Genomic DNA, 25095 nt, shown 5'->3' on the forward strand with positions numbered 1-25095 from the left:
AGGGAATAGACAAATATGTTAATTCGATATAAGAAAGCTTTCGAGAAAATAGCAATGGGGCTACTCTCGTTTATGCCTAACGAAAAAGACATAAAAAAGCTCAAAGAGACAATCCACTCCTATGAAAATGATAATAATTGGGTTTTATATTTATGGAAAAAGAACGACGAGTATGTTGGCATTGTTGGACTTGTAACAAATAGTGATAATATAGCTACGATTCAACATGTTTCCGTTGTCCCTTCATATAGAGGTGAAGGTGTTGCGAAGGAAATGCTACAGGAAGTGGCAGAACTTGGTCACTATGAAACTGTGCTTGCAACAGAGGAAACACGTAATATTGTTCACAAATGTATAAATTGTATCGATGGAGAAGCAGACGATCATTGACGTCTGCTTTTTCTTTGTTTGCTTTCTTGACGCTCTGCAAGAATATGTGAGCGATCTCGAAGCATATGTTTATGAAGAAGATAGTTAGAGCTAGTTGATGGTAAAAGCTTCATGCGAGCAAATACTAATTCCTCCAATGTAGGTGAAAGAGGAAGCTGAAATGCTTGAAAGGACTTGCCCTTCTGGGTAGCAGAAAGTGTATCTGCTAGTTGAGTTAGTAGTATTTCGTAGTCGATTTCATCAAAAAATAAATGTCCCTTATTATATTGGAAATTTTTGAGTGATTTTTCTAATAATCGCGCAGCGCCAATATAATTGTTACGTCGCCAATGATATAAACCGGTTGCAAGCTGTACGTATCCAACGAGTGGATGCTTTTTATCACCTGGAGCAATATCTTTCCAGTATTCCTCAAGGACTTCATGGCATTCAAAAAAATCGTGATTACCATTGAAAAAAGAACAGTAGTCGATAAATAAAGTATGGTGCTGTGGATGCATTTTAGACTCCTTTCTACTATACTAAAAGAACATATAATCTCAGGGTGGTAAAACAATGTCTTATGAAGTGAAATTAGAAGCCTTTTCAGGGCCTCTTGATTTATTATTACATTTAATTAACAGATTGGAAATTGATATTTATGATATTCCAATGGCTGAAATTACTCAACAATATATCGACCATATACATGCTATGCAAGTACTGGAGTTAAATGAGGCTAGTGAATATTTAGTGATGGCAGCAACATTATTGGCTATTAAAAGTCGTATGCTTTTGCCAATCCATGAAGGTGAGCTTGACGAAGCTGAATTAGAAGTTGACGGTCCAGACCCTCGTGAAGAACTGGTGCTACGTTTAATAGAGTATAAGAAATATAAAGAAGCAGCAAGTAGCCTGCAAGAGCTTGAAACAGATCGGGCACAGGTGTTTACACGGCCACCAGCAGATTTATCTGGATTAGCCTCAGATGAGCAAATGGCGTTATTTGATTTGAACGTCAACATCTATGACATGCTTGGAGCCTTTCAAAAACTAATGCGTCGAAAAAAATTAAAAAAACCACTAAAGACAACTGTAGCAAGACAGGAACGCTCTGTGAAAGATCAAATGCGTTCGGTTGTCGATTCATTACGATTTACAGGTGGACGTGCATCATTTTTTGAGCTATTTCCCTATGAAGATAAGCCAACGCTTATTCTGACGTTTTTATCTATTCTTGAATTGATGAAACGTCAGGTAGTCATCGTAGAGCAAGATGGTAACTTTGAAGAATTAACAGTTACATTACAGAAGGAGGAATGGGATGATGACGAAAACAAAGATGCTACAGAGTAAAATAGAATCCTTATTATTTGTTGTTGGTGACGATGGCTTAACCATTAAACAATTATCACAACTTTTAGTAGAACCAGAAGAGTTAGTCGTAGAGACAATGGAGGCATTGAAAACGGCATATGAAGACGATGGATCTAGAGGTATAACGGTAAAAGAAATAGCTGGCGTTTATCAGCTTATCACAAAACCTGAACTAGCAGATACGATACAAAGATTAGTAGAAAATCCAACTGCTCAATCATTATCTCAAGCTTCACTTGAAGTATTGGCGATCGTGGCATACAAACAGCCAATTACACGCGTAACAATTGAAGATTTGCGTGGTGTGAAATGTGAAAGACCAATACAGACTCTCGCTTCTAGGGGGTTAATTAAGGAAGTGGGTCGCTCAGAAGGGACAGGACGTGCAATCTTATATGGTACAACGAAAGAATTCTTAAACTACTTTGGTTTAAATAGTATAGAAGAAATGCCGTCTTTACCTGAAGATGAGCTAGTTGAAGCAGAGCAAGAAACAGATTTATTTATGACTAAATTCCAAGAAACATTTAGCGGTGTAAAGTAAATCAGTTCGGAATGAGTTAAAGGTATAAAGCTTAGCTTAAAACATAAATATAATCTATATTTTCCTATTACTTTTAATAAGGAGTGGCTCGTTGCATCGGTTAGTACGTTTAATATTGTTCATGATAGTCGTGGTAATGTTAATGCTTCCACAAACCAGTTTGGCTCGAGGTGGTAGCGGATATGCTGTCTTAGATGGTGATACGGGACGTGTTTTATATGGATCTAATAGTGATGCCCGGTTACCCATTGCAAGCTTAACAAAAATGTGGACAGCACTCGTTGTTATTGAAAATAGCAATCTTCAAGATGAAGTGGTTATTTCACCAAAGGCAGCAACGTCTGAGGGCTCGTCTATTTACTTGCAGGCAGGGGAAAAAGTAACGGTAGAAACGCTGTTATATGGTTTGATGCTACGATCAGGAAATGACGCTGCAACAGCTTTAGCAGAGCATGTAGGAGGATCGGTAGAAGGGTTTGTAAAGTTAATGAATGAACGGGCTGTTGTTGCGGGTCTCACAAATACAGTATTTATGAACCCGTCTGGCTTGCATCATGATGAGCATTTATCGTCAGCGAGGGATACTGCTGAAATGTTGAGAATAGCTCTTCAAAATAAAACTTTCAAGAAGATTGCCTCCACAGTGCTATATCGTGCCAATACGGAAAACGGGATGTTATGGGAAAATAAGCACCGTTTAATACGAGAAGGGTCTGGGGTTGCTATCGAAATAGACGATGAGACACAACCTGTCAGTGCCTTAAAAACAGCAAAAGGTTCAGCATTTGCCGGGAAAACAGGCTTTACAAAGGTAGCTGGGCGGACACTTGCAACCGCCTTCCAAAAGGACGGGCAAACGTGTATTGTTGTCACATTGAATGAATCCGATGATTGGAATCTGCATCGGAGTTTTGCCAACAAGGTTTGGGGAGATTACAGCCTTGAAACAGTAGTGAAAAAAGGTAAATATAAAGTTAATAAAAACCTATCTATTCGCTTAGAGCAACCGATTCGTTTGCAATTAAATAAAGAAGAAAAAGAAAGTGTAAGGCAAGTATTACATGTTTCTAGAAAACGTATGGAAGGTGTACTATCCATCTTTATCGGTGAAGAGCGTATTTATGCAGTGCCAGTAAAAGTTGAATCAGCGGATCGTTAAAAGCGATACGCTGATTTTTTTATGAGCTAACATTTGTGTGTCAATGCCAGTACCCTCCGTTATATTACGGTAGCGTTTGAAATAATTTTGATTTATTTAACAAATGAGAAATAATAAGGTAAAATAAAACCTAGGTGGTTTTGATTTAAAATTCCGAATTTTTAAATACCATTGAAGAAGGAGAAGGATTTATGATTACTAAATCAAACAGTAGACAGTATCAAATAGGGGGCATAATAATTTTATTCTTGTCAAGCTTTATCGCTCCTATTATTTTCTTATATCCTGTTCAAGAATTGCTCTTTCGACCTAAGGAATCCTATTTTTTCGATCCTTTTTTTACAGCCTATATTATATTGATGGTAGTAATGATCATGCTAGCGGTCACGTTATTAGTCAATTTTTTAGTGAACCCTAAAACAAAAAAAAGGAAGATTATTCAACGTGGACTCGTGGGAACATCGTTTATAATTGCTGGCGCGTTAATATTTTTATGTATGAATAACTATCAATACATTGATACAAAAGGACTTCATATGAATCATTTTTTTAGTTTGCAAGAAGATTATATAAGCTGGGAAGATATTGTGAAGGTTGAACAGACTATTGTAGAAAAGAATGGTGTGAGTGTTCCGGAAAAACTGATTTTCACATTACAAGATGGTTCAACAATTGAATTATCTTTATCAGGAAAGCTATCAAGCGCGAAGCAATTTATTAATAAAGAATTAAGTACCTACGGGCTTAGAATCGAAAATAAATATAGTGAATCCTAGAAATTATGAAAAGCTGCCCAAATTGGGTAGCTTTTATGTTTTATAAAGATTTCAAAGCCGATAGCAAATTTAAATGGGAAGGGTTGGTTAAAATTAGAATACGCCAAAAGTTAGGGATGACAGTTCTGTGATTTATGGACATTTTTCATTCTGCAGAATACTCCCACCTTTGAATGTGGTTCTCTTTCAATGGGGTCCTGACACTTATAGAAATAAGGGAACTCAGTGTTAGAACGCCACGTCCTGTGGCATTACTAAAATGACTGACATCGTGTTGCTCCCCTGGAGACAATTCGAATCCGATCACATCCAGGAAAGCACCCGGTCGGTACGAAAATCAACCCACGCTATACTGAGGACCCTTAAAATTTAAGTGCAAATTATCCAGAAACTAGTTGATGGAAATTATTTCGAATAATCTAATTACTTTCGCATAATTAGTTTTTCTTTAATAATGCATAAAAGTATGACATAATTTTCACAGAATAGCGGGAAAAATAACCTTATTCATATTATACGAATGAGGTTTATATTTTGGTGTCTAAAACCAAGGTGAATGAAAATTAGAGGTGAAAGAATGGAAAGATTACAGAAGGTTATTGCGTATGCTGGTGTGGCGTCTAGACGTAAGGCAGAACAATTAATTGTAGAAGGTAAAGTAAAAGTGAACGGAGTCGTAGTGCGTGAGTTAGGTACAAAGGTGTCAAACTCAGATACGATAGAAGTAGAAGGCGTGAAGCTTGAGAAAGAGGATAAGGTTTATTACTTGTTATATAAACCACGTGGAACGATATCAGCTGTAACAGACGACAAAGGACGCAAAACTGTCACAGATTTGTTTAAGCATATCCCACAACGAATTTTCCCAGTTGGTCGTCTCGATTATGATACATCTGGCCTGTTGTTATTAACAAATGATGGTGAATTTTCTTATATGCTGACACATCCAAAGTTTAAAATTGACAAAACATATATTGCTCGTGTTAAAGGTGTTCCGACGATTGAGGGCTTAAAAAAGCTTCAACGTGGAATTAAGCTAGAAGATGGTAAAACAGCTCCAGCAAAAGTGAGTATGACTTCATTTGATGAAACAGCAGGTAAGGCAATTTGTGAAATTACTATTCACGAAGGACGAAATCGTCAAGTGCGTCGCATGTTTGAGGCAATAGGTACACCTGTTGTTAAACTTAAACGTGAACGCTTTGCCTTTTTAGATTTATTCGGACTTGCTCCAGGAGAATATCGTGAATTAACAAAGCATGAAGTGAAGCAATTACGAGTGCTAGCAGAGACAGGACAAATCGGATAATTAGCATTTTCTAAGAGAAAGTGAAATACTTCTATGTGTAATAGTAATGTTTTCACTTTCTTATTAGTGAAATCGTTCATAAATCATTCATAATTATTAGCTAAGCGTTTGAGTTTCCTTTTGCTATAATAGGTGAGAATAGTACACCTAATTTAGTTTTCATCCTGATGAAATCGGTTCCACAAATTATCAGGTGGTGTATGACGCACAAGTGAATGACAAATATAAAAATTGACAAACATAATAAATGGTATAAATTAGACGTTAAAAACTATACATATGAATGTTTGTAGGAAAAGCTTTGCGTCAATAGGGATTATTCTAAGCCGAAATTGATAGGGGGTTTATTAACTTGGAGAAAAAGAAAAAACGTCTCGTCATTCGTACCATTATTTTGGCAGTCTTAGTGTTAGCGATTGGTTATACGGTATACGGTACAGCGACAAAAGATAAAGTAGAGTTATTAGCAGTAGGCTCTAAAGCACCAGACTTCACGTTAGTAGATTTAAACGGTGAGAAACATAAACTGTCTGATTATAAGGGGCAGGGCGTATTTTTGAACTTCTGGGGAACTTGGTGTAAGCCTTGTGAAAAGGAAATGCCTGCAATGGATCGTCAGTATAAAGCTTTTAAAGATCAGGGTGTACAAACATTAGCGGTCAATATTGCCCAAACAGATTTTGAAGTTCAGAATTTTGTCGATAGATATGAGTTAACGTTCCCGGTAGTTATCGACAAAACGAAAAGCGTTATGACTGCCTACAATGTAGGTAATTTACCTGCAACTCTCCTTATTGATCCAGATGGTAAAGTAGCCAAAATCGTTACTGGTGAAATGACGGAGGCAAAAATTGCTTCGTACATGGAATTAGTGAAGCCAAAATAAGGAGTAATGACTATGGAAAACATCATTTGTGCTTGTGGTCATAGTAACCCATATGGCACGAAGCTTTGTGAGAAATGTGGTCGTCCTTTAACTGAGGAAGGTAAACAGACAAAAGTTGTTGATATGCGTTACGATGGAACGGCAATTCGTTCAAAAACGTATAATACAACATTTGTTGATAAAATTTGGAATTTCTTCTCGAGTGTAAAAGTGGGGATCGCCCTCATTATAATAACGTTGGTCGCAGCGTCAATCGGAACAATTCTACCGCAAGCGATATATGTTAATGCCCCGGAGCCTAGCAAAGCAGAGTATTATGAAAAAGTGTATGGTGTATTAGGCAAACTCTATAATAATTTAGGACTTTCTCATTTATACAACACTTGGTGGTTTCAAATTTTGGTAGGTATGCTTGCGATATCGATTATTGTTGCGAGTTTAGACCGAGGGTTACCTTTGCATAAGTCTTTAAAAAATCAACGCGTTAAACGTCATGAAAGTTTCATGAAACGCCAACGGATCATTGCGGAAGGGCAAGTGCCAAACGCTGATGAAACGCTTGATAAAGTTGAACAAAAAATGTCCGAATTAAAATATCGTGTTCGTCGTGATGGAAGTGCACTGCTAGCAGAGCGCGGCCGCTTCGCTCGATATGGCCCATACATAAATCATGTCGGTCTCATTATTTTTTTAACAGGTGTTATGTTGCGCTTAGTACCTGGTTTTTATGTGGATGAGACGATTTGGATCCGTGAAGGTGAAACACGAGCTATACCAGGTATGGATGGGTATTTTATTAAAAATAATAAATTTATTTTGGAAACCCATGGCGAAAAGCAACAGGGCGGGGAAGCGAGCCAAGGTGTAAATGTTATGGCGAAGAACTATCAAACGGATATAACATTATACAAACAACCTGAGGGAGCTCTTCCAGGAGATTCAGACAATCTTGAAAAATTGAGAGATTACTCAATTCGTGTTAATCATCCGTTAAAAGAAAACGGTTTTGCGTTGTATCAAATGAATTATCGTCTTAATGAATTGAGACAGATGAATTTTAATTTAGTGAATAAAGCTTCTGAAGAATCACAAGGTCAAATTGAAATTGATTTAACGAATCCTAAAAAAGAATATGATTTAGGAAATGGTTCCTCAGTACAAATTCTTGTTTATACGCCAGATTTTGATGGTTTTGAAAATGGAGAGCCACAGACAAAAACATCAATACCAAATAATCCGGCATTTTTATTTAGAATGACAACACCAGAAACACCAAAAGGTGAAGTAAGCTTTGTAGAAATCAGAAAGCCACCACTTGAACCACTTGGTGAAAACAAATATAGAATGAAATTCGCAGGAGCAGAGATGCGTAATTCATCAAACTTTACAATTCGTAAAGATAGTACGATACCAATTTTATTTGTTGGTGGTGTTATTTTCATGATTGGTGTAGTAATTGGCTCATATTGGAATCATCGACGTTTATGGTTACAGGTGGATCCGGATGGTCGAGTGTTGATGGCTGCTCATGTGAATAAAAATATGTTTAGTATGAAAAAGGATTTAGATACAGTCACTACGTTTGCTGGTCTACCAACATATAAAGATCAGTTGGATAAGCCTGAAGATGACAACAAATCCGCAAAGCCAGGCACTAAAGAAAAGGAAGGTGACAACACCTTATGAGTTTGATTGACATAAGTGGAAACCTATTATTTGTAGCATTCATAGCCTACCTAGTTGCAACTTTATTGTTTGGTGGTTCGATAAAGCAATCGAATGCAACGGGGAAAAATACCGATAAATGGGGCAAGGTGGCAATTGTTGTAACAATTATTGGTTTACTTTCGCAGCTTGGTTATTTTATTACTCGTTGGGTTTATTCAGGACATGCACCTGTCAGTAATATGTTTGAATTTACGACTGCGTTTGGAATGTTCATTGTTGGGGCATTCGTATTAATTTATTTTATTTATCGAGTGACAGCTCTAGGATTAGTAGCATTGCCTGTGGCGTTATTAATAATTGCCTATGCATCGATGTTCCCGAGTGAAGTTAGTCCTTTAGTACCGTCTTTGCAAAGTTACTGGTTAACAATTCATGTTATTACAGCTGCTTTAGGTCAATCAATTTTAGCGATTAGTGCGGTAGCAGGACTAATTTATTTATTAAAAGTAGTTGATTTAAAGAAGCCTTCTAAACAACGTTTCTGGTTAGAAGCGGTAATGTTCTTCCTTGTGGTAGTCGTTGGTTTCGTAGTTGCTACATCAGTTTTTAATATGATGGATTACAATTCAACATATTCTTATTTAGATAAAGAAGGAAATGAACGTCAAATTGACTACAACATGCCGCCACTATTTGGTATGAATGAATATAAGGCAGTGGAAGAACATGGCATGTCTCCGTTAGTAGAAATGCCTGCGCTCATTAATGCGAAGAAATTAACTACAGTTGTTTGGTCATTATTGGTAGGGTCTATTTTATACTTATTAATTCGATTAATTGCAAGACGTCGAATTAGTGCGATTTTCCAACCTTTTGTCAAACGAGTAAATTTACAATTAGTTGATGAAATTGGTTATCGTTCAGTTATAATTGGCTTCCCAGTATTTACGTTAGGAGCTCTAATCTTTGCAATGATTTGGGCACAACTTGCGTGGAGTCGTTTCTGGGGATGGGATCCGAAGGAAGTGTGGGCACTTATTACATGGTTATTCTATGCAGCATTCCTACACTTACGTTTATCAAAGGGCTGGGAAGGTGAAAAATCTGCATGGTTAGCATTAATTGGTTTTGGAATAATCTTATTTAACTTAATTGCTGTTAACTTGATTCTTGCAGGTTTACACTCATACGCTTCAGCTTAAATTGATTAACTTGAGCAAATAATTTTTTAACGTCGCTAGTATTAGAAAGAAGAGCCTTCTTGCTGTGGCAAGAAGGCTTTCTTTTCTTTTCAATATGTGTCGTACGATGTACAATAGAAGGTAGAGAAAGATTAGAAGAGAGGGATCGTGAAAGTGTCAGAAAATATTTCAGTATTAGTAGTAGATGACGAGGACCGTATTCGACGCTTATTAAAAATGTATTTAGAGCGAGAAGGATACCTTGTTGACGAAGCAGAAAATGGTGAACAAGCGATCGAAAAATCTTTAGAAAAAGAGTATCACTGTATTTTACTTGATATTATGATGCCTGAAAAAGACGGGCTTGAAGTTTGTGCGGAAATCCGTGAACGAGCAGCAACACCAATTATTTTATTAACTGCAAAAGGCGAGGAAGCGAATCGTGTACAAGGCTTTGAGCTTGGAGCAGATGATTATATTGTAAAACCGTTTAGTCCTCGTGAAGTTGTGTTACGTGTGAAGGCTATATTACGCCGTTCACAAGCATTCTCACCTTCGACAAATGCTTCTTCTTCAAAAGATTTAGTTGTGTTTCAACATTTAATGATTGATCATGATGCACACCGCGTAACAGCAGAAGGTATTGAAGTGAATTTGACACCTAAAGAGTATGAATTACTTTATTTCTTAGCAAAATCACCAGACAAAGTATTTGACCGTGAACAATTACTAAAAGAAGTTTGGCATTATGATTTCTTTGGTGACTTACGTACAGTTGACACACATGTAAAACGTTTACGTGAAAAGCTCAACCGTGTTTCAGAAAACGCTGCAAAGATGATTGTTACTGTATGGGGCGTTGGCTACAAATTTGAGGTTGTCAATGAATAGAATATGGAATAGTGTTGTCGGGAAGCTATGGGTAACCATATTGCTTCTCGTTTCATTTGTATTATTTGTTTTCACGGTTTTAATGCTTGAGTTTCTTCAAAATTACCATATGCAACAAGCGGAAAGCTCTTTGCGTCAAACTGCTGCAACGATTGCAAGTATAGTGGATGATAATGAAACAGCAGAATCGACTTCTGAATTATTAAAAGATATTTTACCTGAAAGTACAAATGCACTTATTGCTATTAATCATGATAGAGTCTCTTTCGCTATGCAGGAAGGTGTCAATAAAATAGAAATTCAGGATATGATTTTAGCTAATAAATCGTTTCATGAAGTTTTTCAATCAGATAAACCGATTATTAAGGAAATGATGATGCCGTCTTCCACAGATGAAGAAAAAATGGAATCTTATGTTGTACTAGGTTTCCCGCTAAATGTAGAAAATACAGTCCACGGTGCTGTCTTTATTTATCAAAGTCCAGATGCATTGCATAAAACATCGAAAGAGACGACGAAAATTGTCTTTTTATCTGCTTTCATAGCTTTTGTTCTGACGACATTTTTTGCGTTTTTCCTTTCGTCACGTATTACGTCACCATTACGTAAAATGCGTGAGTTGGCGTTTGAAATTTCTAAAGGGAATTTTGAAGCGAAAATGCCAACTACCCAAAATGATGAAATAGGCCAGCTTGCAGTTGCCTTCAATCAAATGGGACGTCAATTGAAACACAATCTAGAAGTGATTAATCAAGAAAATGAACAGCTATCAAATATTTTAACATCGATGACAGATGCAGTTATTACGTTTAATCGTGATCGTACAATATTATTAAGTAATCCACCAGCGGACCGTTTAATGCAAAAATGGTTCGTCAATAAAGGCTCACAAAGTGCGAAGCCAATTCCGCCAGAACTTTATCATATGCTTGATCATGTACTGATGTTTGAAGATAAGCTTGAAGAAGAAATTGAGATGGACGGAAATTACTATACGTTTACGATTAGCCCTCTTTATAGTGAGGAATCGATACGTGGAGCGGTTGCAGTTATTCGTGATATGACTGAGCAGCATCGCTTAGAAAAACTGCGTTCAGACTTTATTGCCAATGTGTCTCATGAGCTACGGACGCCGATTTCGATGCTCCAAGGTTATTCAGAGGCATTAATGGATGATGATTTTATTCAAGATCAAGAAGAACGAAATGAGATTACAAAAATTATTTATGATGAATCGAAGCGTATGGGACGCCTCGTGACAGATTTATTAGACCTTGCTCGTATGGAATCGGGGCATATGACACTTTACAAAGATGAGCTTCCGATTAATTCAACATTTGAACGTATTACACAAAAATTTGCACAAGTTGCTAAAGAGAAACATGTTCGACTAATATTTGACAGTGAGTTTAATGACGATGTTACGATTAGTATAGATGAGGATCGGATTGAACAAGTATTAACGAATTTAGTCGATAATGCTCTTCGCCATACAGATGAAGGATCAGTAACCGTGAAAGTTGAGCAAGAGCCGACCTTTGCCAAAATATCTGTCCAGGATACAGGACATGGTATTCCACAAGAGGACCTGCCATATGTTTTTGAACGTTTCTATAAAGCGGATAAAGCACGTACGCGTTCTAAAGGCGGAACTGGCCTAGGTTTAGCTATTGCTAGAAATATAGTTAAGGCACATTCAGGCAATATTATGGTGGATAGTGTGCTAAAAGAGGGGACTACCTTCACATTTTATTTACCATTCGATTAAAAGCGTCGCTATTATCTGTTTTCAGCAAATGAAAGAGGATTTAAGTAACTTTTCAGCGGGTGTCAAAACATCCATAGAGAACTCAGTCTAAGAACGCCTCGTCTTGTGATGTTTTCTGTGCGAAAGCGAAGCGACAGCAACACACGACTGAGTGATATATCACGTTGGCCTAAAGCCGATTTTTGACCCAATTATACCTAGGTATCTTTGTGAATTGGTGTTAATTGGATGTAACTTCTGTGAACGTTTAAACGACAAATATAAATAGAACGGGGGTGGAGTGCTTTGAATGACTCCGTGTTCCATCGATTATACGATGCATATCATCAAGACGTGTTCCAGTTTCTTATTTATTTAGTAAAAAACCGTACACTTGCTGAGGATTTAGCACATGAGGTTTATGTTCGCGTATTGCGCTCATATGATAAGTTTGCAGGCAATAGCAGTGAAAAGACATGGCTTTTTGCGATTGCTAAAAATGTCGCTATTGATCATTTTAGAAAGCAGGCTGTACGCCAAAAACATTCACTTGATTTTTTTGATTGGGAAACGGAACAGCTGCATTCAACCACACCATTACCCGAAGACGTGCTGCAGGCAAATGATGAATTTATGCAAGTTCAATCAGCGCTTGAACATTGTACAGGTGACCAAAAAATGGTCATTATTATGCGCTACTTTCAAGAGTTATCGATTGCAGAAACAGCACAAATATTAGATTGGACAGAAGCGAAGGTAAAAACCACGCAACATCGCGCCATAAAATTTTTAAAGCAACAGCTACAACAGGTTAGAGAACGGGAGGCGAAACGGTAATGACACATAATCCATTCGATGATGACCAACTGGAACATATATTGAATAATGCCCCTAAGCTTTCTGACCGCCGTTCGAAAGAAGAAATAGTAAATCGATTATTGGCAGATGCTCGCTTGCAGGATTCTGTCCATCTTCAAGCTATACAACAACCAATTGATGATGAAATAACATCACAAGAGGAACACAGTGCGGAACAGACTATAAAGAAAGAAGGTCGTAAATGGCCAATCTTTATGAGTGTTGCAGCTGTCTTCGCTTTAACAGTACTTACAGGCTCTATGTTCATGAATAATCATGATACAAAAATGGATCAGGCCAATGCTCCTGAAACTTCTCAATATTCAACAATGCAGGAAGATCGTGCAGCAAAAAGCTCTATGCATGATAATATTATGGAGTCTAACATAGTAGCAGAACATTCGCGGATCATGTCTCTGAGATCATCTGTATATGAAGATGATTTAACAGATGCAGTAGCATTCCATATTGGTTTGGCAAATCGTGATAAGGAAAGCGTACCGATGACGTATATTATTCCAAATGAACGAGTGGCTACTGATTTTGGGAAGAAAAAACCTACAACATTAAAAATGTATGAAAAGTATGCGCCAAAAATTGATGAGGAAGCAAATGGTTTTACTAATTATCATCCATATAAAGGAGAATTGAAGGAGAAGGGCGATCAACTTGTTCATGTATTGCCGGAGCAAAATGATTATGATGTTGCTGCTAAAGATTCTGGAGAATATGTAGGGACTATACAGGATACATTCTCAGACTCAGAGTATAAAGAAATCGAATTTGGAAAACTTAATGATACAGAATCCGAGCTTTCCAATGAAGAAGAGGCCAGTAATTCTATGGCATTAACGAGCTCAAATCATTTTAATTATTATTTATATAAAGATGAAAATGGAGTTGAATATTTATCACCCGATTCTCGTAAAACTTTTTCCACTGTAACAGAAGCTCTTGTTGATATGCGAGCTAAAAATGATAATGCATACGTTCCAGTCATACCGGAAAATATAACATACACTGTAAAAGAGGTAGCAGAAGGCGTTATTGTTACATTCGACGAGCCGCTTGATTTAACGACAATGGACGTGATTCGTGCAACCCAATTAATTGAAGCAATGATGCTAACTGCTGCAAGCTTTGATCAACAAGTACGCCTAGACAATGTTGTACAGGAGAATTGGGAAGGATTTGATTTGAAAAATTTCTTACCAAAGCCTGTAGGAGCCAATAAACGATATATGCCATAAATGGTGAAACAACAAATAAATGAACGTAACTTTATAAGTGAATTTTTTGGAGCATTCTCGCCGCTATACGGGCGTGAATGCTCTTGTTAGTTTAGGGGGAGATCAAAGGATGGTAAAAGCCCGATTGGTGAAGAATAACAATCAACGGGGATGATAGTAAACCCTTAACTTTTAAAGATGGGACTATTGCGGGTATTTGTAAAACATACAAGTTTAATCGGATTTTTTTAAGCAAAGCTATTTACTTTTCCTTCGTAATTCATTATAGTAAGGCTATGAAATAAAAAAATATTGATTCATCTTCGGGGCAGGGTGGAAATCCCGACCGGCGGTAATAGAGTTGTAAATCGCTAATGTCTTTCATTAGCTCGAATAATTTACTAAAAACTCTTCAGCCCGCGACCTGTGCAAATATTTTTTTGCATGGCTGACTTGGTGTAATTCCAAGGCCGACAGTTAAAGTCTGGATGGGAGAAGATGGAGGTGCGATCGTCATTCATTGTTATGAATTTAGCTATGTACGAGCGTTTTTTTCGTTGTGGCTTTACGCAGCGTATGCTCAACAATAGTTAATTAATGGCGTTTCTTTAATCATGCCTATTCTCCCTTATGCTTATTTTGCATAAGGGTTTTTTCATAATAAGAATTGATGTGGTCGTAACCTTTCTTCTTGCGAGATTGAATCAGCAAAGAGGAGAGAGTTTACTATGAAGAAAAATGTTAAACTTCAGTCGTTTATTACGATTGGCATGCTGAGCAGTATTTCGTTTTTGTTAATGCTTTTTAATTTCCCTATTCCGCCATTTCCAGCGTTTTTGGAAGTAGACTTCAGTGATATGCCGGCATTGCTTGCAGCGATCACAATGGGACCTGTAGCTGGTATTTTAGTAGAATTCTTTAAAAATGTGTTGGACTGGATTTTCTCAGGTACGCCAACAGGAGTACCGGTAGGTCATATCGCGAACTTTGTAACAGGTATTTTATTTATTTTACCAGTTAGCTTTGTCTTTAATCGCGTCAAAACAGTTAAAGGTCTTGTCGGAGGTTTAGCTGCAGGTACAATCATAATGGCAGTAGGAATGAGCATTCTTAACTATGCAGTATTTTTACCTATGTACACTTACTTTTTAGGTATGGAGCCTGTCGTAGGTGATTCACTATATAAAATGATCGTAGCTGGTATTTTGCCATTTAACATTATTAAGGGTATTTTAATAACGTTCATCATGGCATTACTATTCACAACAATGCGCAAATGGATTCATCAACAGCGCTCTATGTATATAACAAAATAATATGGATGAGACCTCGAGCTGTTAAGTGCTCGAGGTTTTTTATATTGGATAGATAGAATGATGGATATGCTGGATATTATTGTGCAAAAGTAACAAATAGAAATAATCTAGTCTAGATTACTATTTTCATGTAAAATAAGGAAGAGTTTAGAATGTTAGAGGAGTTTGAAGAGATGAGTGAAAAAAAGAGTCAGTGGTCTAGTAAACTAGGCTTTATTTTAGCATCAGCGGGAGCTGCAATCGGGCTAGGGGCAATATGGAAGTTGCCGTATGTTACTGGACAAAGTGGTGGGGGAGCATTTTTCCTTATTTTTGTTCTATTTACATTGTTGATTGGTTTACCGATGTTATTATCAGAGTATATTTTAGGTCGTGGTACACAGTCTGAGGCTGTGACTGCATATAAAAAAATTACACCGACGAAAACAGGCTGGGCTTGGGTTGGTCGTATGGGTGTACTCGGTTGTTTTTTATTATTAACTTTTTACAGTGTTGTGGGAGGTTGGATTTTTATATATAGTGGCCTAGGTGTGAGTGGGGCTGTTATTGATCCTGCTAATGATCCTAGTAAACTATTTGGGGAAGTTGTAGGGACACCTTGGATTACGCTACTAGGTTTAGGATTGTTTACGCTAGTAAATGTACTAGTCATTTCACTTGGTGTGCAAAATGGTATAGAGAAGGCTAATAAGTGGATGATGCCTTTATTATTTATTATGTTTATTGTGCTTGTTGTGCGGGCTTTAACATTAGATGGGGCAATGGAGGGAGTTAAATTCTTTTTGTGGCCTGACTTTTCCAATATGACTGGTAAGGCTATATTAGAAGCATTAGGGCAGTCTTTCTTTGGTTTAGCGGTAGGGTTTTCTTGTCTTGTGACGTACAGCTCATATTTAAAGAAGGATGTAAGCTTACCGAATTCTGCGGGCTCTGTTGTTCTTCTCACGGTGCTTGTATCGTTTTTTGCAGGATTAGCCATTTTCCCTGTTGTATTTGCTTTTGATTTAGAACCAGCGTCTGGTCCAGGCTTATTATTTATGGTTCTGCCAACAGCATTTAGTCAAATGCCATTTGGTGAACTATTTTTAGCGATGTTTTTATTATTATTTTTATTCGCAACGCTAACTTCTTCCTTCAGTTTATATGAAATTATCGTAGCGGCATTTATAGAGAAAGGGCGTATGTCTCGTTCTGCGTTGACAATGTTACTAGGTGTAGTTGTCTTTATTGCGGCGATTCCTGCAGCGCTTTCATCAAGTACGTTAGCGGATGTATCAATCTTTGGAAAAACAATTTTTGATGCAACTGACTTTTTAGTTTCTAATTTAATGCTTCCGATAGGTAACTTATTGATTGCTATCTTTATTGCATATGTAGTTGATAAAGAATTTGTGAAGAAGGAATTATTAATAGGAAGCAAATTGGGACAAGGGTTCTATTCGACTTATCGTCTATTGATGCTAGTAGTAGTACCTCTTGTGATTATTGTTGTGTTTGTAAATATGCTATTGCAATACTAATGGTAGTAGGTTGTGTTCCGTTTAAGGGATGCAACCTACTTTTTTGATGGTGCAGCAAAAAAACGCTTGCTTACTGTCGCTACGTTAGCACTACGCTTTCGCACAGAAAAAAGATGTGTTGCTGTCAGCGGGTGTAGTAAGAGGGGATAACTCTATATATCTAAAAAAACGATAAGTATATTCGAGAAAATGTATGTAATAAAACCTTACATAGATATTGTGTTTTTCATCTTTGTGATGTATTTTAAAAGCAGTTGCAAAAGAATTGTGTGAATTAAAATAACATTGGAGTGGTGGAGAATGAAACATTATTCAAAAGAAGATATTAAACGTCGTGTTAAGGAAGAAAATGTAAAATTTATTCGCCTACAATTTACTGATATATTAGGAACGATCAAAAACGTTGAAGTACCAGTTAGTCAATTAGACAAAGCGTTGGACAATAAAATTATGTTTGATGGCTCATCGATTGAAGGATTTGTACGTATTGAAGAATCAGATATGTACTTGTGTCCTGACCGTGATACATTCGTCATTTTTCCGTGGACTGCCGAGAAAGGCAAAGTGGCCCGTGTCATTTGTGATATTGTTAGACCGAATGGTACACCGTTTGAAGGCGACCCACGTTCCAATCTGAAGAAGGTTTTAAAGGATATGGAGGAGTTAGGCTTTAGCTCATTTAATTTAGGACCAGAGCCGGAGTTTTTCTTATTTAAGCTAGATGAAAAGGGGCATCCAACGCTTGAGTTAAATGATAGTGGTGGATACTTCGATTTAGCCCCAACTGACTTAGGGGAGAACTGTCGACGTGATATCGTATTAGAGCTAGAAGAAATGGGCTTTGAAATTGAGGCATCTCATCATGAGGTTGCACCTGGTCAACATGAAATCGACTTTAAATATGCAAGTGCTATTGAAGCATGTGATAATATTCAAACGTTTAAGCTTGTTGTAAAAACGATTGCTGCACAGCATGGACTGCATGCAACCTTTATGCCAAAGCCACTATTTGGTGTTAACGGTTCTGGGATGCACTTCAACTTATCCTTATTTGAAGGGGATAAAAATGCGTTTTATGATGAACATGCAGAATTGCAATTAAGCGAAACAGCACGTAGCTTTATGGCAGGAATACTAAAACATGTACATGGTTTTACAGCTGTCACAAACCCACTTGTTAATTCCTATAAACGATTAGTGCCAGGTTATGAGGCTCCTTGCTATGTGGCATGGTCTGCACAAAATCGTTCACCACTTATTCGAATTCCAGCTGCACGAGGATTATCAACACGTATCGAGCTTCGTTCTGTCGATCCAGCAGCAAACCCCTATTTAGCAATGGCTGTTATTTTAGCAGCTGGGCTCGATGGAATTCGCAAAAATCTCACACCGCCAGATGCTGTAGATCGAAATATTTATAAAATGTCCCGAGCTGAACGTGAATTGAATGGTATCGATAGTCTCCCAGCTTCATTGGAATACGCACTCCTTGAACTAGAAATGGATCGTATCGTACGTGAAGCACTTGGAGGCCATATCTTTGAAAAATTCACTGCTGCTAAAGAAATAGAATGGAATAAATACCGCACACGTGTCCATAACTGGGAGCGGGAAGAATATTTAAGAATGTATTAGACGGGGAGTGTTTGGGCTTTGGGGCTCCGACATGAGTGTCAAAGAAGAAGGTTATCCCAATTTTCATTGATTGGGATAGCCATTCTCAATTAGGGAGGTCACTTTGGATAATTAATTGGTATTTTTCGTTTGGGAGTTCTTGGTCATAGATATAAATATCATTTTCAGCTGAAAATCTAAAAAATAACGTGTTTCATATAGGAAAATCATTAATAACGTTTTCTTCATTTTCTTTTGTCAATGGCTGAATTTCTTCTGTCTTTAAATTCTAAATTTTAACATCTACAAAAGCTCAATAACTTGTCCTGCTTTAAAAGATTGTAATTTTAAAAAAACGGTTTTGAGAATAGTAAATCCTTTTGCACCAGTACAATGGCAAGAATACATACAGGCAATCTTTATTTCCTTTATTTACAAATTGAGGGGAGAGCATTATTGTTTATGGCCTACTATTACTACGATAACATTTTGTTGTGACAAATACTTCCTTTTAATCTATGATTAAAAGAAAAGGGGGAAAATGTATGACACAAGCAACTCAAGTAGTAACGATCCAAAACAATGATATTGTTCAATTTGAACAAGACATTAATAACGCTTTATTAGATTTAAACGATTATTTAATAGTTGATATAAAATATAATACGTTATATATAGGGGAGCATAATGTTATACATTCAGCTTTAATAATATATAAATAATTGATTCAAAGAGGGGGCTATAACATGTCAAAAATATACTGGGTATCTATTGCTAAAAAAACAGATGAATTTGAAGTGAAACAGAATGTCATTGAAAAAATATTTGCGAAGAAATCAGAGTTAAAGGATTTTCTAGAAAAAGAAGGCTATTGTAAGGCAGCAAGAAATCAATATATTAAAATCGAGAACGAATTGATATACGAAGCGGCCGTTGAAAAGGTAAAAATGAAATAATATTTTAAAAGTTTACCCGCGGGTGACAGGGAACTACCCGCGGAAAAAAGGTAAATATTCGCGATTGAGAAAATGCCAAGTAGCCTAAAATTTATTGTCTATGGATCATGACAATTTCATTTTTGAAATAATGATAAAAGAAATTGCCTATCTTCAGGGAAGGATAATGTTAAATTGAGTATTTCTTCTTTTGATTTCCAAGCAATTTCATAAATTAATTCATCGGGGTCATGTATCATCATTTGTCCACCGGTAATAGTCGTCTCAAAATAACGAACTTCCACTGCATCATTATTTTTATGTAACACTTCTCTGACGATGTCTACTACATATCCTGTTTCTTCATACACTTCACGAATACAACATCTCTCAAAATTTTCATTAGCTTCTTTTCCTCCTGATGGTACTGCCCATGTCTTTGCTTCTTCTTTCGTACCTTGCAAAACCATTAATAATTGATTGTCTTCGTTTAAACAAATTCCAGCAGCTCCTTGCCATTTAACCAATATCAAAACCTCCAATCTATTTACGCTGTTTAATAATAATTTTAACGTATTATAGTTATTTATTGGGTGCTGAAGCTGACATTTATTTAAAGTGTATGTCATGTGAAAAAGTTGATTGCAGTGGAGGCTGGGCGACTCCACGAACGCCCCCAGGAAAGCACCCAGCCGGAACGGAAATCAACCCCACACTATGGTGGGAGATAAGCCAATAAAAAAAGCTTTCATTTTAACCAGTCCAAAGTTAGCATAAAAAGACAGGAATAACTAATTTTGATGTTTTATGCTATAAGCAAGGAGTGAGGGCACATGAGTTGGATTGAGTCGATTCAAAAAGCAATTAATTACATCGAGGAGCATTTATTAGATGACATCACAATGGAACAAATCGCACGAGAGGTGAATTCTTCGATCTTTCATTTTCAACGGACTTTCTCGATTTTAACGGATATGTCTATTGCAGATTATATTAGACGGAGAAGGTTAACCTTAGCGGCACAAGAGTTGATAAATACAGAGCAGAAAGTAATCGATCTCGCCTACAAATATGGCTACGACTCTCCTGAAGCTTTCACAAAGGCATTTCGTAAGCAGCATCACGTAACGCCCAGTGAAGCAAGAAAGAAGCAAGGACAACTACAATCATACAACCGCCTGGTTATCCAGGTGAGCTTGAAGGGAGCAGAACCAATGAAGTATAAAATCGTAGAAAAAGAAAAGTTTCAAGTGGTCGGAGTAAAAAGAACGTATAGTTGTCAAAATGGTGAGAATACGAGAGAAATCCCTAAATTTTGGGATGAGATTAACAGCAAGGGAATGGATCATCAATTATTTTCATTAAATAATGGAGAAATTAAAGGGGTGCTTGGCGTCTGTGCACCAAATGCCAGCGAACAAAAAAATGGTTTTATTGATTATTGGATTGCAACGGATCATAATGGGAATGTTCCAGAAGAACTAAATGCAATGGAAGTTCAGGCATCAAAATGGGTTGTGTTTGAAGTACATGGCCCTATGCCGGATGCTATGCAAAATACGTGGAAACAAATTTACTCTGAATGGTTCCCATCTAATCCGTACGAGCCTACGGGGACAGCTGAGCTGGAAGTTTACTCGGACGAAGATCCATTTAGTCCTAACCTTTATTCTGAAATTTGGATTCCGATTAAGTAATAGAAATGAAATAGCCAAGAATGTTCGTAGATAACATTCTTGGCTTATCATTTTTTACACTAATTATTTACTGAAAGAGTAAATGTTTATGTCATAAAAAGATTCTTTGAATTCTTCATATTCTTGAAATGTTCCTTCAAACGTAAAATTCAATTTCTCTACTACTTTTATAGAATTACTATTACCAGGCTCTATTTTTGCTACAATTTTAGTGATGCTTAAAGTAGAGAACGCGTAATCTATCAAAGCGGAAATACATTCGGGCGCATAGCCATTTCCCCAATGTGCTTTAGCAAGATCATAGCCTATTTCTGCAGTAGCTCCTTCTAGGTCAAATGAATTGAATCCACAAGAGCCGATAATCTCATTGGATTCCTTCTCAATAATTGAAAAACGAATAGCCCTATGGTCCTCAGCCAATTGATCAAAAAGCTCAATCATTTCCTTGGCTTGTTCTTCATGGGTGAAATTGGCGATATTCATAAACTTCGTTACATCGGGATCTGACCAAATATTAAATAGACTATGTGCATCTGCCTTCTTCATTTTTCTTAAATATAATCTTTTGGTGTTAATTTGTTCAATCAATACTTTTACCTCCAATTGTTTCATTTAGTTTGGATGAAAAATATTGCTATCTGCGCATAATTCAGTCCCTTCAAATTTCATGTATCTATTATACAATAATTGTAGTAATTGTTAAAATGTTATACCGCATGAAGAGATACAAATGAAAAGGGGGAAAGATAATGATTAAAGTGACGGTCGAGAATTATTCGATTATCAAAGAAACAATAGAAAGGGCGCCAACATTTGTCTACAGTATTCTAGATCAAATAATAGAAGGTGTTGTCTATGCCGACAATGAAAGCATTCATACTACTGTTTCAAACCAAATCAGGAATATACTATGTTTATGGGGATCCATCCAGCAAGAAAGTTATAAGTAAACTCGCGGCGTTACTACAAGAATCGATTGAGGAAAGTAAACGTTTTACATTATTTAGTTATTCTGATGAATGGAGCGCAAAAATCGAGCAACGACTAAATGATAATGTCTATAAATTAGAAAGATACAATTTTAGCTTTGATATAAATGCTTTTAACAATAGAGAAAAACGAGATTCGCTTGACTATGAATGCATTAAAATCAAGCAACCTCAAATTGATCGTTGTTTAGAATTTGACAATCAATATTATGAGGAATACTGGGATTCTACCGATAATTTTCTAGAAAGAGGCGTTGGCTTTTGTCTTCAGCATGAAAATAAGATCATTAGCGAAGCAGTTTCTATTTTTAAATCTCATCAATTTGCAGAGATTGATATAATAACTGATACCAATTATAGAGGAAAAGGATTAGCAAGCTTCATTGCAGAAAAATTTCTTGATGATTGCCTTTTAAATGATTTACAACCTTGTTGGGATTGTGATATTGATAACTATGGGTCATATCATTTAGGCGTTAAGTTAGGCTTTACTAACCCAGTAAAATATACAGTTTTCTATAAAAGCACAATAAATCAGCTCACGATGTAAAAAATATCGTGAGCTTTCTTGATGGCTTAAAAGAACCTGTTACGCATTTCGAAGATATTATAAAACAATCTAGCATCTCTAGCCATTTTATTATTAGCATTCATTTGAGGTCGTAAGCAATTTTGGAACATTTCATCGCAATATCTTGTTCTACCATATCGAGCATAACATTCGTCGTGTAATTTGCAGCATGAATCTACAGCATTGGTAGGTCTACCTGGGCCTGAACACCCTGGTCCACAGTAATTATAACCAGGGTAGCAAAAACCAAATTTACGGTGTCTAAACATCATCGAGTCTCCTTTTTTTAAAGAAATAATTGTTACTATAAAATATGGAATTATTACTGTTAGAAGGAGATTAAAGACTAATGTAAATAAAAAAAGGGAATAAATGATGAGACAAATCTATAAATGTAAGGTTCTTGTAAGCTTTTGAAAAAACTACTGTAAGGATGGAAAGCTATGATAGCCATATACAGTAAAGTTTGAAAGAAAAGGAGTTTTAAAGAATGAATCCATCCGTACCTCAAAAAGAAAGAATCGTATCCTTAGACATTATTCGTGGACTAGCGTTATTTGGCATTTTGTTTATAAATGTAGCGGCCTACCAGGTAATAGTGGAGGGAGGACCGATGCCCGACTATAGTGGAGTTAATGGCATTATTAATACGCTTATCGATATTTTTATTCAGAAGAAATTCTTTTCGATTTTTTCATTCCTCTTTGGTGTAGGTTTTTATATTTTTGCTTCACGTGCAGAAGCGCGTGGGGATAAGCCAAGATGGCGTTTTGCAAGACGTTTATTAGCTTTATTATTAATTGGCATTGTCCATATGTTTATTTTCTGGGGATCAATTCTAGCTATTTATGCAGTAATAGGTTTTTTACTTATACCTTTTTATCATGCAAAGATTTCAACAATTAGTAAATGGCTATTTGCCATTATTACTGTTCATATCCTGTGCATTCTTGGACAAATATTGTTGCCAAATCAAGAAGCTCTTTCAACTGTTTTTGGTTTATTAGGAAATGATGCTATTACTATTTTTATCATGTTTTTAACTGGTTTTTTAGTAGCAAAAGCTGATTGGATTATTCATGTAAGTGAATACTTAAAACAAATAAAGTGGATTCAATTTGTTACCTTCCCATTTTTTATAGGTATCTCGCTTTGGATTTGGTTTGCCTCTAAAGGAGAAAATCAAAATCTACAATTAATTATTGGTTTAGGTGTAATTCCGACAACCTATTTTTATTTAACTTGTCTATTTGTTTTGTTTGAGAATAAGAAAATTGCAAAGCTACTTAAGCCAATTGGACGAGTTGGGCAAATGGCATTTACAAACTATTTAGCTCAAAGCTTTATTGGCCTAGCTATTATGTCTTCAATGGGGCTTGAAGTTGTTTCGCCTTCTGATGCTGTAATCATTGCAACCATCACTTTTGTCATTCAAATTATCTTTAGTGTCATCTGGTTCAAATTCTTTAAAATGGGACCATTTGAAAAGCTTTGGCGTTTTATGACATACGGAAGAAAAGCAGTACCGAATAAATAAATATTTTGCGCGAAACTCCCTGATGGTGAATGATTTCAATCCATCAGGGAGTTTTTAGTGCAATAATAATATGTATGAATTTGTAAAAAACGACACCTAAAGAAGTAAACATCCGTAAATTAGGTTCGATAAAAAAGGAGGCAATAGCGATGGAACAAACGATTCCAATTGAAAAGCAAATTCAAGATGTACTCGCTAATGATCCGTTATTTCAAGGGAATCAGGAAACACCAGCTTAGTAGCAGGCTCGTTTGAGGTAACAGATGCTCAGCTGCGTTATCTAAGTCATTTGAAGAATATCTATTTGATGGGGCAACAACAGTAGAACACGATTCAATAAAATAATTAAAAACAAGGCAAAGATTTGCATCATCAATCTTTGCCTTGTTTACTATGTCTTTATTGATATTTAATGACTATTTCTTCACCCATTATATTAAATCCATCTAAACCGACAATTTAATAACATTACTGATGTTTTTATTTGTTTCCTAAATAACTAAAAACGATTGTTTTTCAATGAGTGGCATTGACTTTAACTTTTCGTGCAATATAGAGGAATACTAATTGACATACTAAAATAAAAACAAATACTACTCCCAATACTATAAATGAAACTACCCTTAATTCAGGAGTTTGCTCTAATCCCGAACCATCTACTTTCCTAACACCAATAAATATTGCAAGAGCGCCAAACAACACTAACCATAAAAGGCTTGTTGCCCACCATATTTTCATCATAATATCTCCTCCATGAAGTTCCGTTAAATATATTTATATTCAAAATTTCCAAAGAATAATCGAAAATAAAAAAATCTGCAGAAAAAGACAATTCGTCCGGAGTTTTCCGTTAAAAGACAGTAAATAAAATGGCAAATAGATTTTATTGCATCTGCTTTCCAATCGGTAGAATCAAATAATA

26 protein-coding genes and 1 riboswitch are annotated in these 25095 nt (G+C 36.3%); of the genes, 21 read left to right on the top strand and 5 right to left on the bottom strand.

The features are described from left to right. The first annotated feature begins 15 nt into the window (after positions 1–15). Positions 16–390, top strand: a complete 375-nt coding sequence (locus tag ACVYAD_RS21975) for a GNAT family N-acetyltransferase (protein WP_476427950.1) — start codon at positions 16–18, stop codon at positions 388–390. Here the strand turns inward: ACVYAD_RS21975 and ACVYAD_RS21980 are convergent. Continuing rightward, on the bottom strand, positions 384–890 hold the full coding sequence (locus ACVYAD_RS21980; RefSeq protein WP_476427951.1) for a DUF309 domain-containing protein: 507 nt from the start codon (positions 888–890) through the stop codon (positions 384–386). The two genes, ACVYAD_RS21975 and ACVYAD_RS21980, sit on opposite strands and share 7 nt — an antisense overlap. Positions 891–945: 55 nt before the next feature. Between ACVYAD_RS21980 and ACVYAD_RS21985 the strand changes: the two genes are divergently transcribed. From ACVYAD_RS21985 to ACVYAD_RS22065, 17 genes are all read left to right on the top strand, one after another. Further along, positions 946–1725: a segregation/condensation protein A gene (locus ACVYAD_RS21985; protein ID WP_349659604.1), complete on the top strand. Its 780-nt coding sequence runs from the start codon at positions 946–948 to the stop codon at positions 1723–1725. Continuing rightward, entirely contained in the window at positions 1697–2290 is a 594-nt protein-coding gene (scpB, locus tag ACVYAD_RS21990) for an SMC-Scp complex subunit ScpB (RefSeq protein WP_349659719.1), read from the top strand. The genes ACVYAD_RS21985 and scpB overlap by 29 nt, the downstream gene beginning before the upstream one ends. A 91-nt stretch (positions 2291–2381) precedes the next feature. Next, positions 2382–3449, top strand: a complete 1068-nt coding sequence (locus ACVYAD_RS21995) for a D-alanyl-D-alanine carboxypeptidase family protein (protein ID WP_349659603.1) — start codon at positions 2382–2384, stop codon at positions 3447–3449. Between the two features lie 191 nt (positions 3450–3640). Next, positions 3641–4225 (top strand): hypothetical protein, encoded by a 585-nt coding sequence (locus tag ACVYAD_RS22000; RefSeq protein WP_476427952.1) that lies wholly within the window; start codon positions 3641–3643, stop codon positions 4223–4225. A gap of 577 nt (positions 4226–4802) precedes the next feature. Continuing rightward, positions 4803–5534, top strand: a complete 732-nt coding sequence (locus ACVYAD_RS22005) for a pseudouridine synthase (RefSeq protein WP_349659600.1) — start codon at positions 4803–4805, stop codon at positions 5532–5534. Between the two features lie 352 nt (positions 5535–5886). Next, entirely contained in the window at positions 5887–6420 is a 534-nt protein-coding gene (gene resA, locus ACVYAD_RS22010) for a thiol-disulfide oxidoreductase ResA (protein ID WP_197144490.1), read from the top strand. Positions 6421–6432: 12 nt separating this feature from the next. Continuing rightward, positions 6433–8106 (top strand): cytochrome c biogenesis protein ResB, encoded by a 1674-nt coding sequence (gene resB, locus ACVYAD_RS22015; protein WP_349659599.1) that lies wholly within the window; start codon positions 6433–6435, stop codon positions 8104–8106. Then, a complete protein-coding gene (gene ccsB / locus ACVYAD_RS22020) occupies positions 8103–9290 on the top strand; it encodes a c-type cytochrome biogenesis protein CcsB (protein WP_476427953.1) in 1188 nt (395 codons plus the stop codon). The genes resB and ccsB overlap by 4 nt, the downstream gene beginning before the upstream one ends. A gap of 153 nt (positions 9291–9443) precedes the next feature. Continuing rightward, positions 9444–10160: a response regulator transcription factor gene (locus ACVYAD_RS22025; RefSeq protein WP_049668637.1), complete on the top strand. Its 717-nt coding sequence runs from the start codon at positions 9444–9446 to the stop codon at positions 10158–10160. Continuing rightward, positions 10153–11928 (top strand): ATP-binding protein, encoded by a 1776-nt coding sequence (locus ACVYAD_RS22030; RefSeq protein ID WP_349659597.1) that lies wholly within the window; start codon positions 10153–10155, stop codon positions 11926–11928. Before ACVYAD_RS22025 ends, ACVYAD_RS22030 begins: the two co-directional genes overlap by 8 nt. 285 nt (positions 11929–12213) lie before the next feature. After that, on the top strand, positions 12214–12744 hold the full coding sequence (gene sigX / locus ACVYAD_RS22035) for an RNA polymerase sigma factor SigX (protein WP_386829324.1): 531 nt from the start codon (positions 12214–12216) through the stop codon (positions 12742–12744). Further along, positions 12744–14015: an RNA polymerase subunit sigma gene (locus tag ACVYAD_RS22040; protein WP_476427954.1), complete on the top strand. Its 1272-nt coding sequence runs from the start codon at positions 12744–12746 to the stop codon at positions 14013–14015. The genes sigX and ACVYAD_RS22040 overlap by 1 nt, the downstream gene beginning before the upstream one ends. Before the next feature lie 294 nt (positions 14016–14309). Beyond that, a riboswitch (FMN riboswitch) is annotated at positions 14310–14498 on the top strand. A gap of 224 nt (positions 14499–14722) precedes the next feature. Continuing rightward, positions 14723–15310: an ECF transporter S component gene (locus ACVYAD_RS22045; protein ID WP_476427955.1), complete on the top strand. Its 588-nt coding sequence runs from the start codon at positions 14723–14725 to the stop codon at positions 15308–15310. Between the two features lie 173 nt (positions 15311–15483). Continuing rightward, entirely contained in the window at positions 15484–16830 is a 1347-nt protein-coding gene (locus tag ACVYAD_RS22050; protein ID WP_349659593.1) for a sodium-dependent transporter, read from the top strand. A gap of 300 nt (positions 16831–17130) precedes the next feature. Then, a complete protein-coding gene (gene glnA, locus ACVYAD_RS22055) occupies positions 17131–18465 on the top strand; it encodes a type I glutamate--ammonia ligase (RefSeq protein ID WP_476427956.1) in 1335 nt (444 codons plus the stop codon). A 524-nt stretch (positions 18466–18989) separates the two neighbouring features. After that, positions 18990–19166: a sporulation protein Cse60 gene (locus ACVYAD_RS22060; RefSeq protein ID WP_349659589.1), complete on the top strand. Its 177-nt coding sequence runs from the start codon at positions 18990–18992 to the stop codon at positions 19164–19166. Between the two features lie 24 nt (positions 19167–19190). Continuing rightward, entirely contained in the window at positions 19191–19400 is a 210-nt protein-coding gene (locus ACVYAD_RS22065; protein ID WP_349659588.1) for a hypothetical protein, read from the top strand. 116 nt (positions 19401–19516) lie between these two features. Here ACVYAD_RS22065 and ACVYAD_RS22070 read toward each other — a convergent pair whose 3' ends face one another. Then, on the bottom strand, positions 19517–19912 hold the full coding sequence (locus tag ACVYAD_RS22070; protein WP_432760137.1) for an NUDIX hydrolase: 396 nt from the start codon (positions 19910–19912) through the stop codon (positions 19517–19519). 300 nt (positions 19913–20212) lie between these two features. On the opposite strand from ACVYAD_RS22070, the gene ACVYAD_RS22075 reads away from it, so the two are divergent. Next, complete coding sequence (locus tag ACVYAD_RS22075) at positions 20213–21076, top strand: AraC family transcriptional regulator (protein WP_476427957.1); 864 nt, start codon at positions 20213–20215, stop codon at positions 21074–21076. 63 nt (positions 21077–21139) lie between these two features. Here ACVYAD_RS22075 and ACVYAD_RS22080 read toward each other — a convergent pair whose 3' ends face one another. After that, a complete protein-coding gene (locus ACVYAD_RS22080) occupies positions 21140–21664 on the bottom strand; it encodes a GNAT family N-acetyltransferase (protein WP_476427958.1) in 525 nt (174 codons plus the stop codon). A gap of 267 nt (positions 21665–21931) precedes the next feature. Between ACVYAD_RS22080 and ACVYAD_RS22085 the strand changes: the two genes are divergently transcribed. Further along, on the top strand, positions 21932–22615 hold the full coding sequence (locus ACVYAD_RS22085) for a GNAT family N-acetyltransferase (protein ID WP_476427959.1): 684 nt from the start codon (positions 21932–21934) through the stop codon (positions 22613–22615). 26 nt (positions 22616–22641) lie between these two features. On the opposite strand, the gene ACVYAD_RS22090 is transcribed toward ACVYAD_RS22085, so the two are convergent. Further along, complete coding sequence (locus ACVYAD_RS22090; protein WP_476427960.1) at positions 22642–22908, bottom strand: Parvovirus coat protein VP1-like protein; 267 nt, start codon at positions 22906–22908, stop codon at positions 22642–22644. A gap of 218 nt (positions 22909–23126) precedes the next feature. On the opposite strand from ACVYAD_RS22090, the gene ACVYAD_RS22095 reads away from it, so the two are divergent. Next, positions 23127–24173, top strand: coding sequence for a DUF418 domain-containing protein (locus ACVYAD_RS22095; protein WP_476427961.1), 1047 nt, complete (start codon positions 23127–23129; stop codon positions 24171–24173). A 516-nt stretch (positions 24174–24689) separates the two neighbouring features. Here the strand turns inward: ACVYAD_RS22095 and ACVYAD_RS22100 are convergent. Continuing rightward, complete coding sequence (locus tag ACVYAD_RS22100) at positions 24690–24914, bottom strand: DUF3923 family protein (RefSeq protein WP_476427962.1); 225 nt, start codon at positions 24912–24914, stop codon at positions 24690–24692. Between the last annotated feature and the right edge of the window lie 181 nt (positions 24915–25095).

Source organism: Lysinibacillus sp. G1-3 (genome assembly GCF_056322905.1).

Excerpts from the sequence above, each read along its gene's own strand:
- ACVYAD_RS22090 (WP_476427960.1), bottom strand. The coding sequence starts at position 22,908 with ATGATGTTTAGACACCGTAAATTTGGTTTTTGCTACCCTGGTTATAAT.
- ACVYAD_RS22095 (WP_476427961.1), top strand. The coding sequence starts at position 23,127 with ATGAATCCATCCGTACCTCAAAAAGAAAGAATCGTATCCTTAGACATT.
- ACVYAD_RS22100 (WP_476427962.1), bottom strand. The coding sequence starts at position 24,914 with ATGATGAAAATATGGTGGGCAACAAGCCTTTTATGGTTAGTGTTGTTT.
- ACVYAD_RS22050 (WP_349659593.1), top strand. The coding sequence starts at position 15,484 with ATGAGTGAAAAAAAGAGTCAGTGGTCTAGTAAACTAGGCTTTATTTTA.
- ACVYAD_RS22030 (WP_349659597.1), top strand. The coding sequence starts at position 10,153 with ATGAATAGAATATGGAATAGTGTTGTCGGGAAGCTATGGGTAACCATA.
- glnA (WP_476427956.1), top strand. The coding sequence starts at position 17,131 with ATGAAACATTATTCAAAAGAAGATATTAAACGTCGTGTTAAGGAAGAA.
- ACVYAD_RS21975 (WP_476427950.1), top strand. The coding sequence starts at position 16 with ATGTTAATTCGATATAAGAAAGCTTTCGAGAAAATAGCAATGGGGCTA.
- ACVYAD_RS22065 (WP_349659588.1), top strand. The coding sequence starts at position 19,191 with ATGTCAAAAATATACTGGGTATCTATTGCTAAAAAAACAGATGAATTT.
- scpB (WP_349659719.1), top strand. The coding sequence starts at position 1,697 with ATGACGAAAACAAAGATGCTACAGAGTAAAATAGAATCCTTATTATTT.
- ACVYAD_RS21985 (WP_349659604.1), top strand. The coding sequence starts at position 946 with ATGTCTTATGAAGTGAAATTAGAAGCCTTTTCAGGGCCTCTTGATTTA.
- ACVYAD_RS22060 (WP_349659589.1), top strand. The coding sequence starts at position 18,990 with ATGACACAAGCAACTCAAGTAGTAACGATCCAAAACAATGATATTGTT.
- ACVYAD_RS21980 (WP_476427951.1), bottom strand. The coding sequence starts at position 890 with ATGCATCCACAGCACCATACTTTATTTATCGACTACTGTTCTTTTTTC.
- resB (WP_349659599.1), top strand. The coding sequence starts at position 6,433 with ATGGAAAACATCATTTGTGCTTGTGGTCATAGTAACCCATATGGCACG.
- ACVYAD_RS22000 (WP_476427952.1), top strand. The coding sequence starts at position 3,641 with ATGATTACTAAATCAAACAGTAGACAGTATCAAATAGGGGGCATAATA.
- ACVYAD_RS22075 (WP_476427957.1), top strand. The coding sequence starts at position 20,213 with ATGAGTTGGATTGAGTCGATTCAAAAAGCAATTAATTACATCGAGGAG.
- ACVYAD_RS22005 (WP_349659600.1), top strand. The coding sequence starts at position 4,803 with ATGGAAAGATTACAGAAGGTTATTGCGTATGCTGGTGTGGCGTCTAGA.
- ACVYAD_RS22045 (WP_476427955.1), top strand. The coding sequence starts at position 14,723 with ATGAAGAAAAATGTTAAACTTCAGTCGTTTATTACGATTGGCATGCTG.
- ccsB (WP_476427953.1), top strand. The coding sequence starts at position 8,103 with ATGAGTTTGATTGACATAAGTGGAAACCTATTATTTGTAGCATTCATA.
- ACVYAD_RS22040 (WP_476427954.1), top strand. The coding sequence starts at position 12,744 with ATGACACATAATCCATTCGATGATGACCAACTGGAACATATATTGAAT.
- ACVYAD_RS22085 (WP_476427959.1), top strand. The coding sequence starts at position 21,932 with ATGCCGACAATGAAAGCATTCATACTACTGTTTCAAACCAAATCAGGA.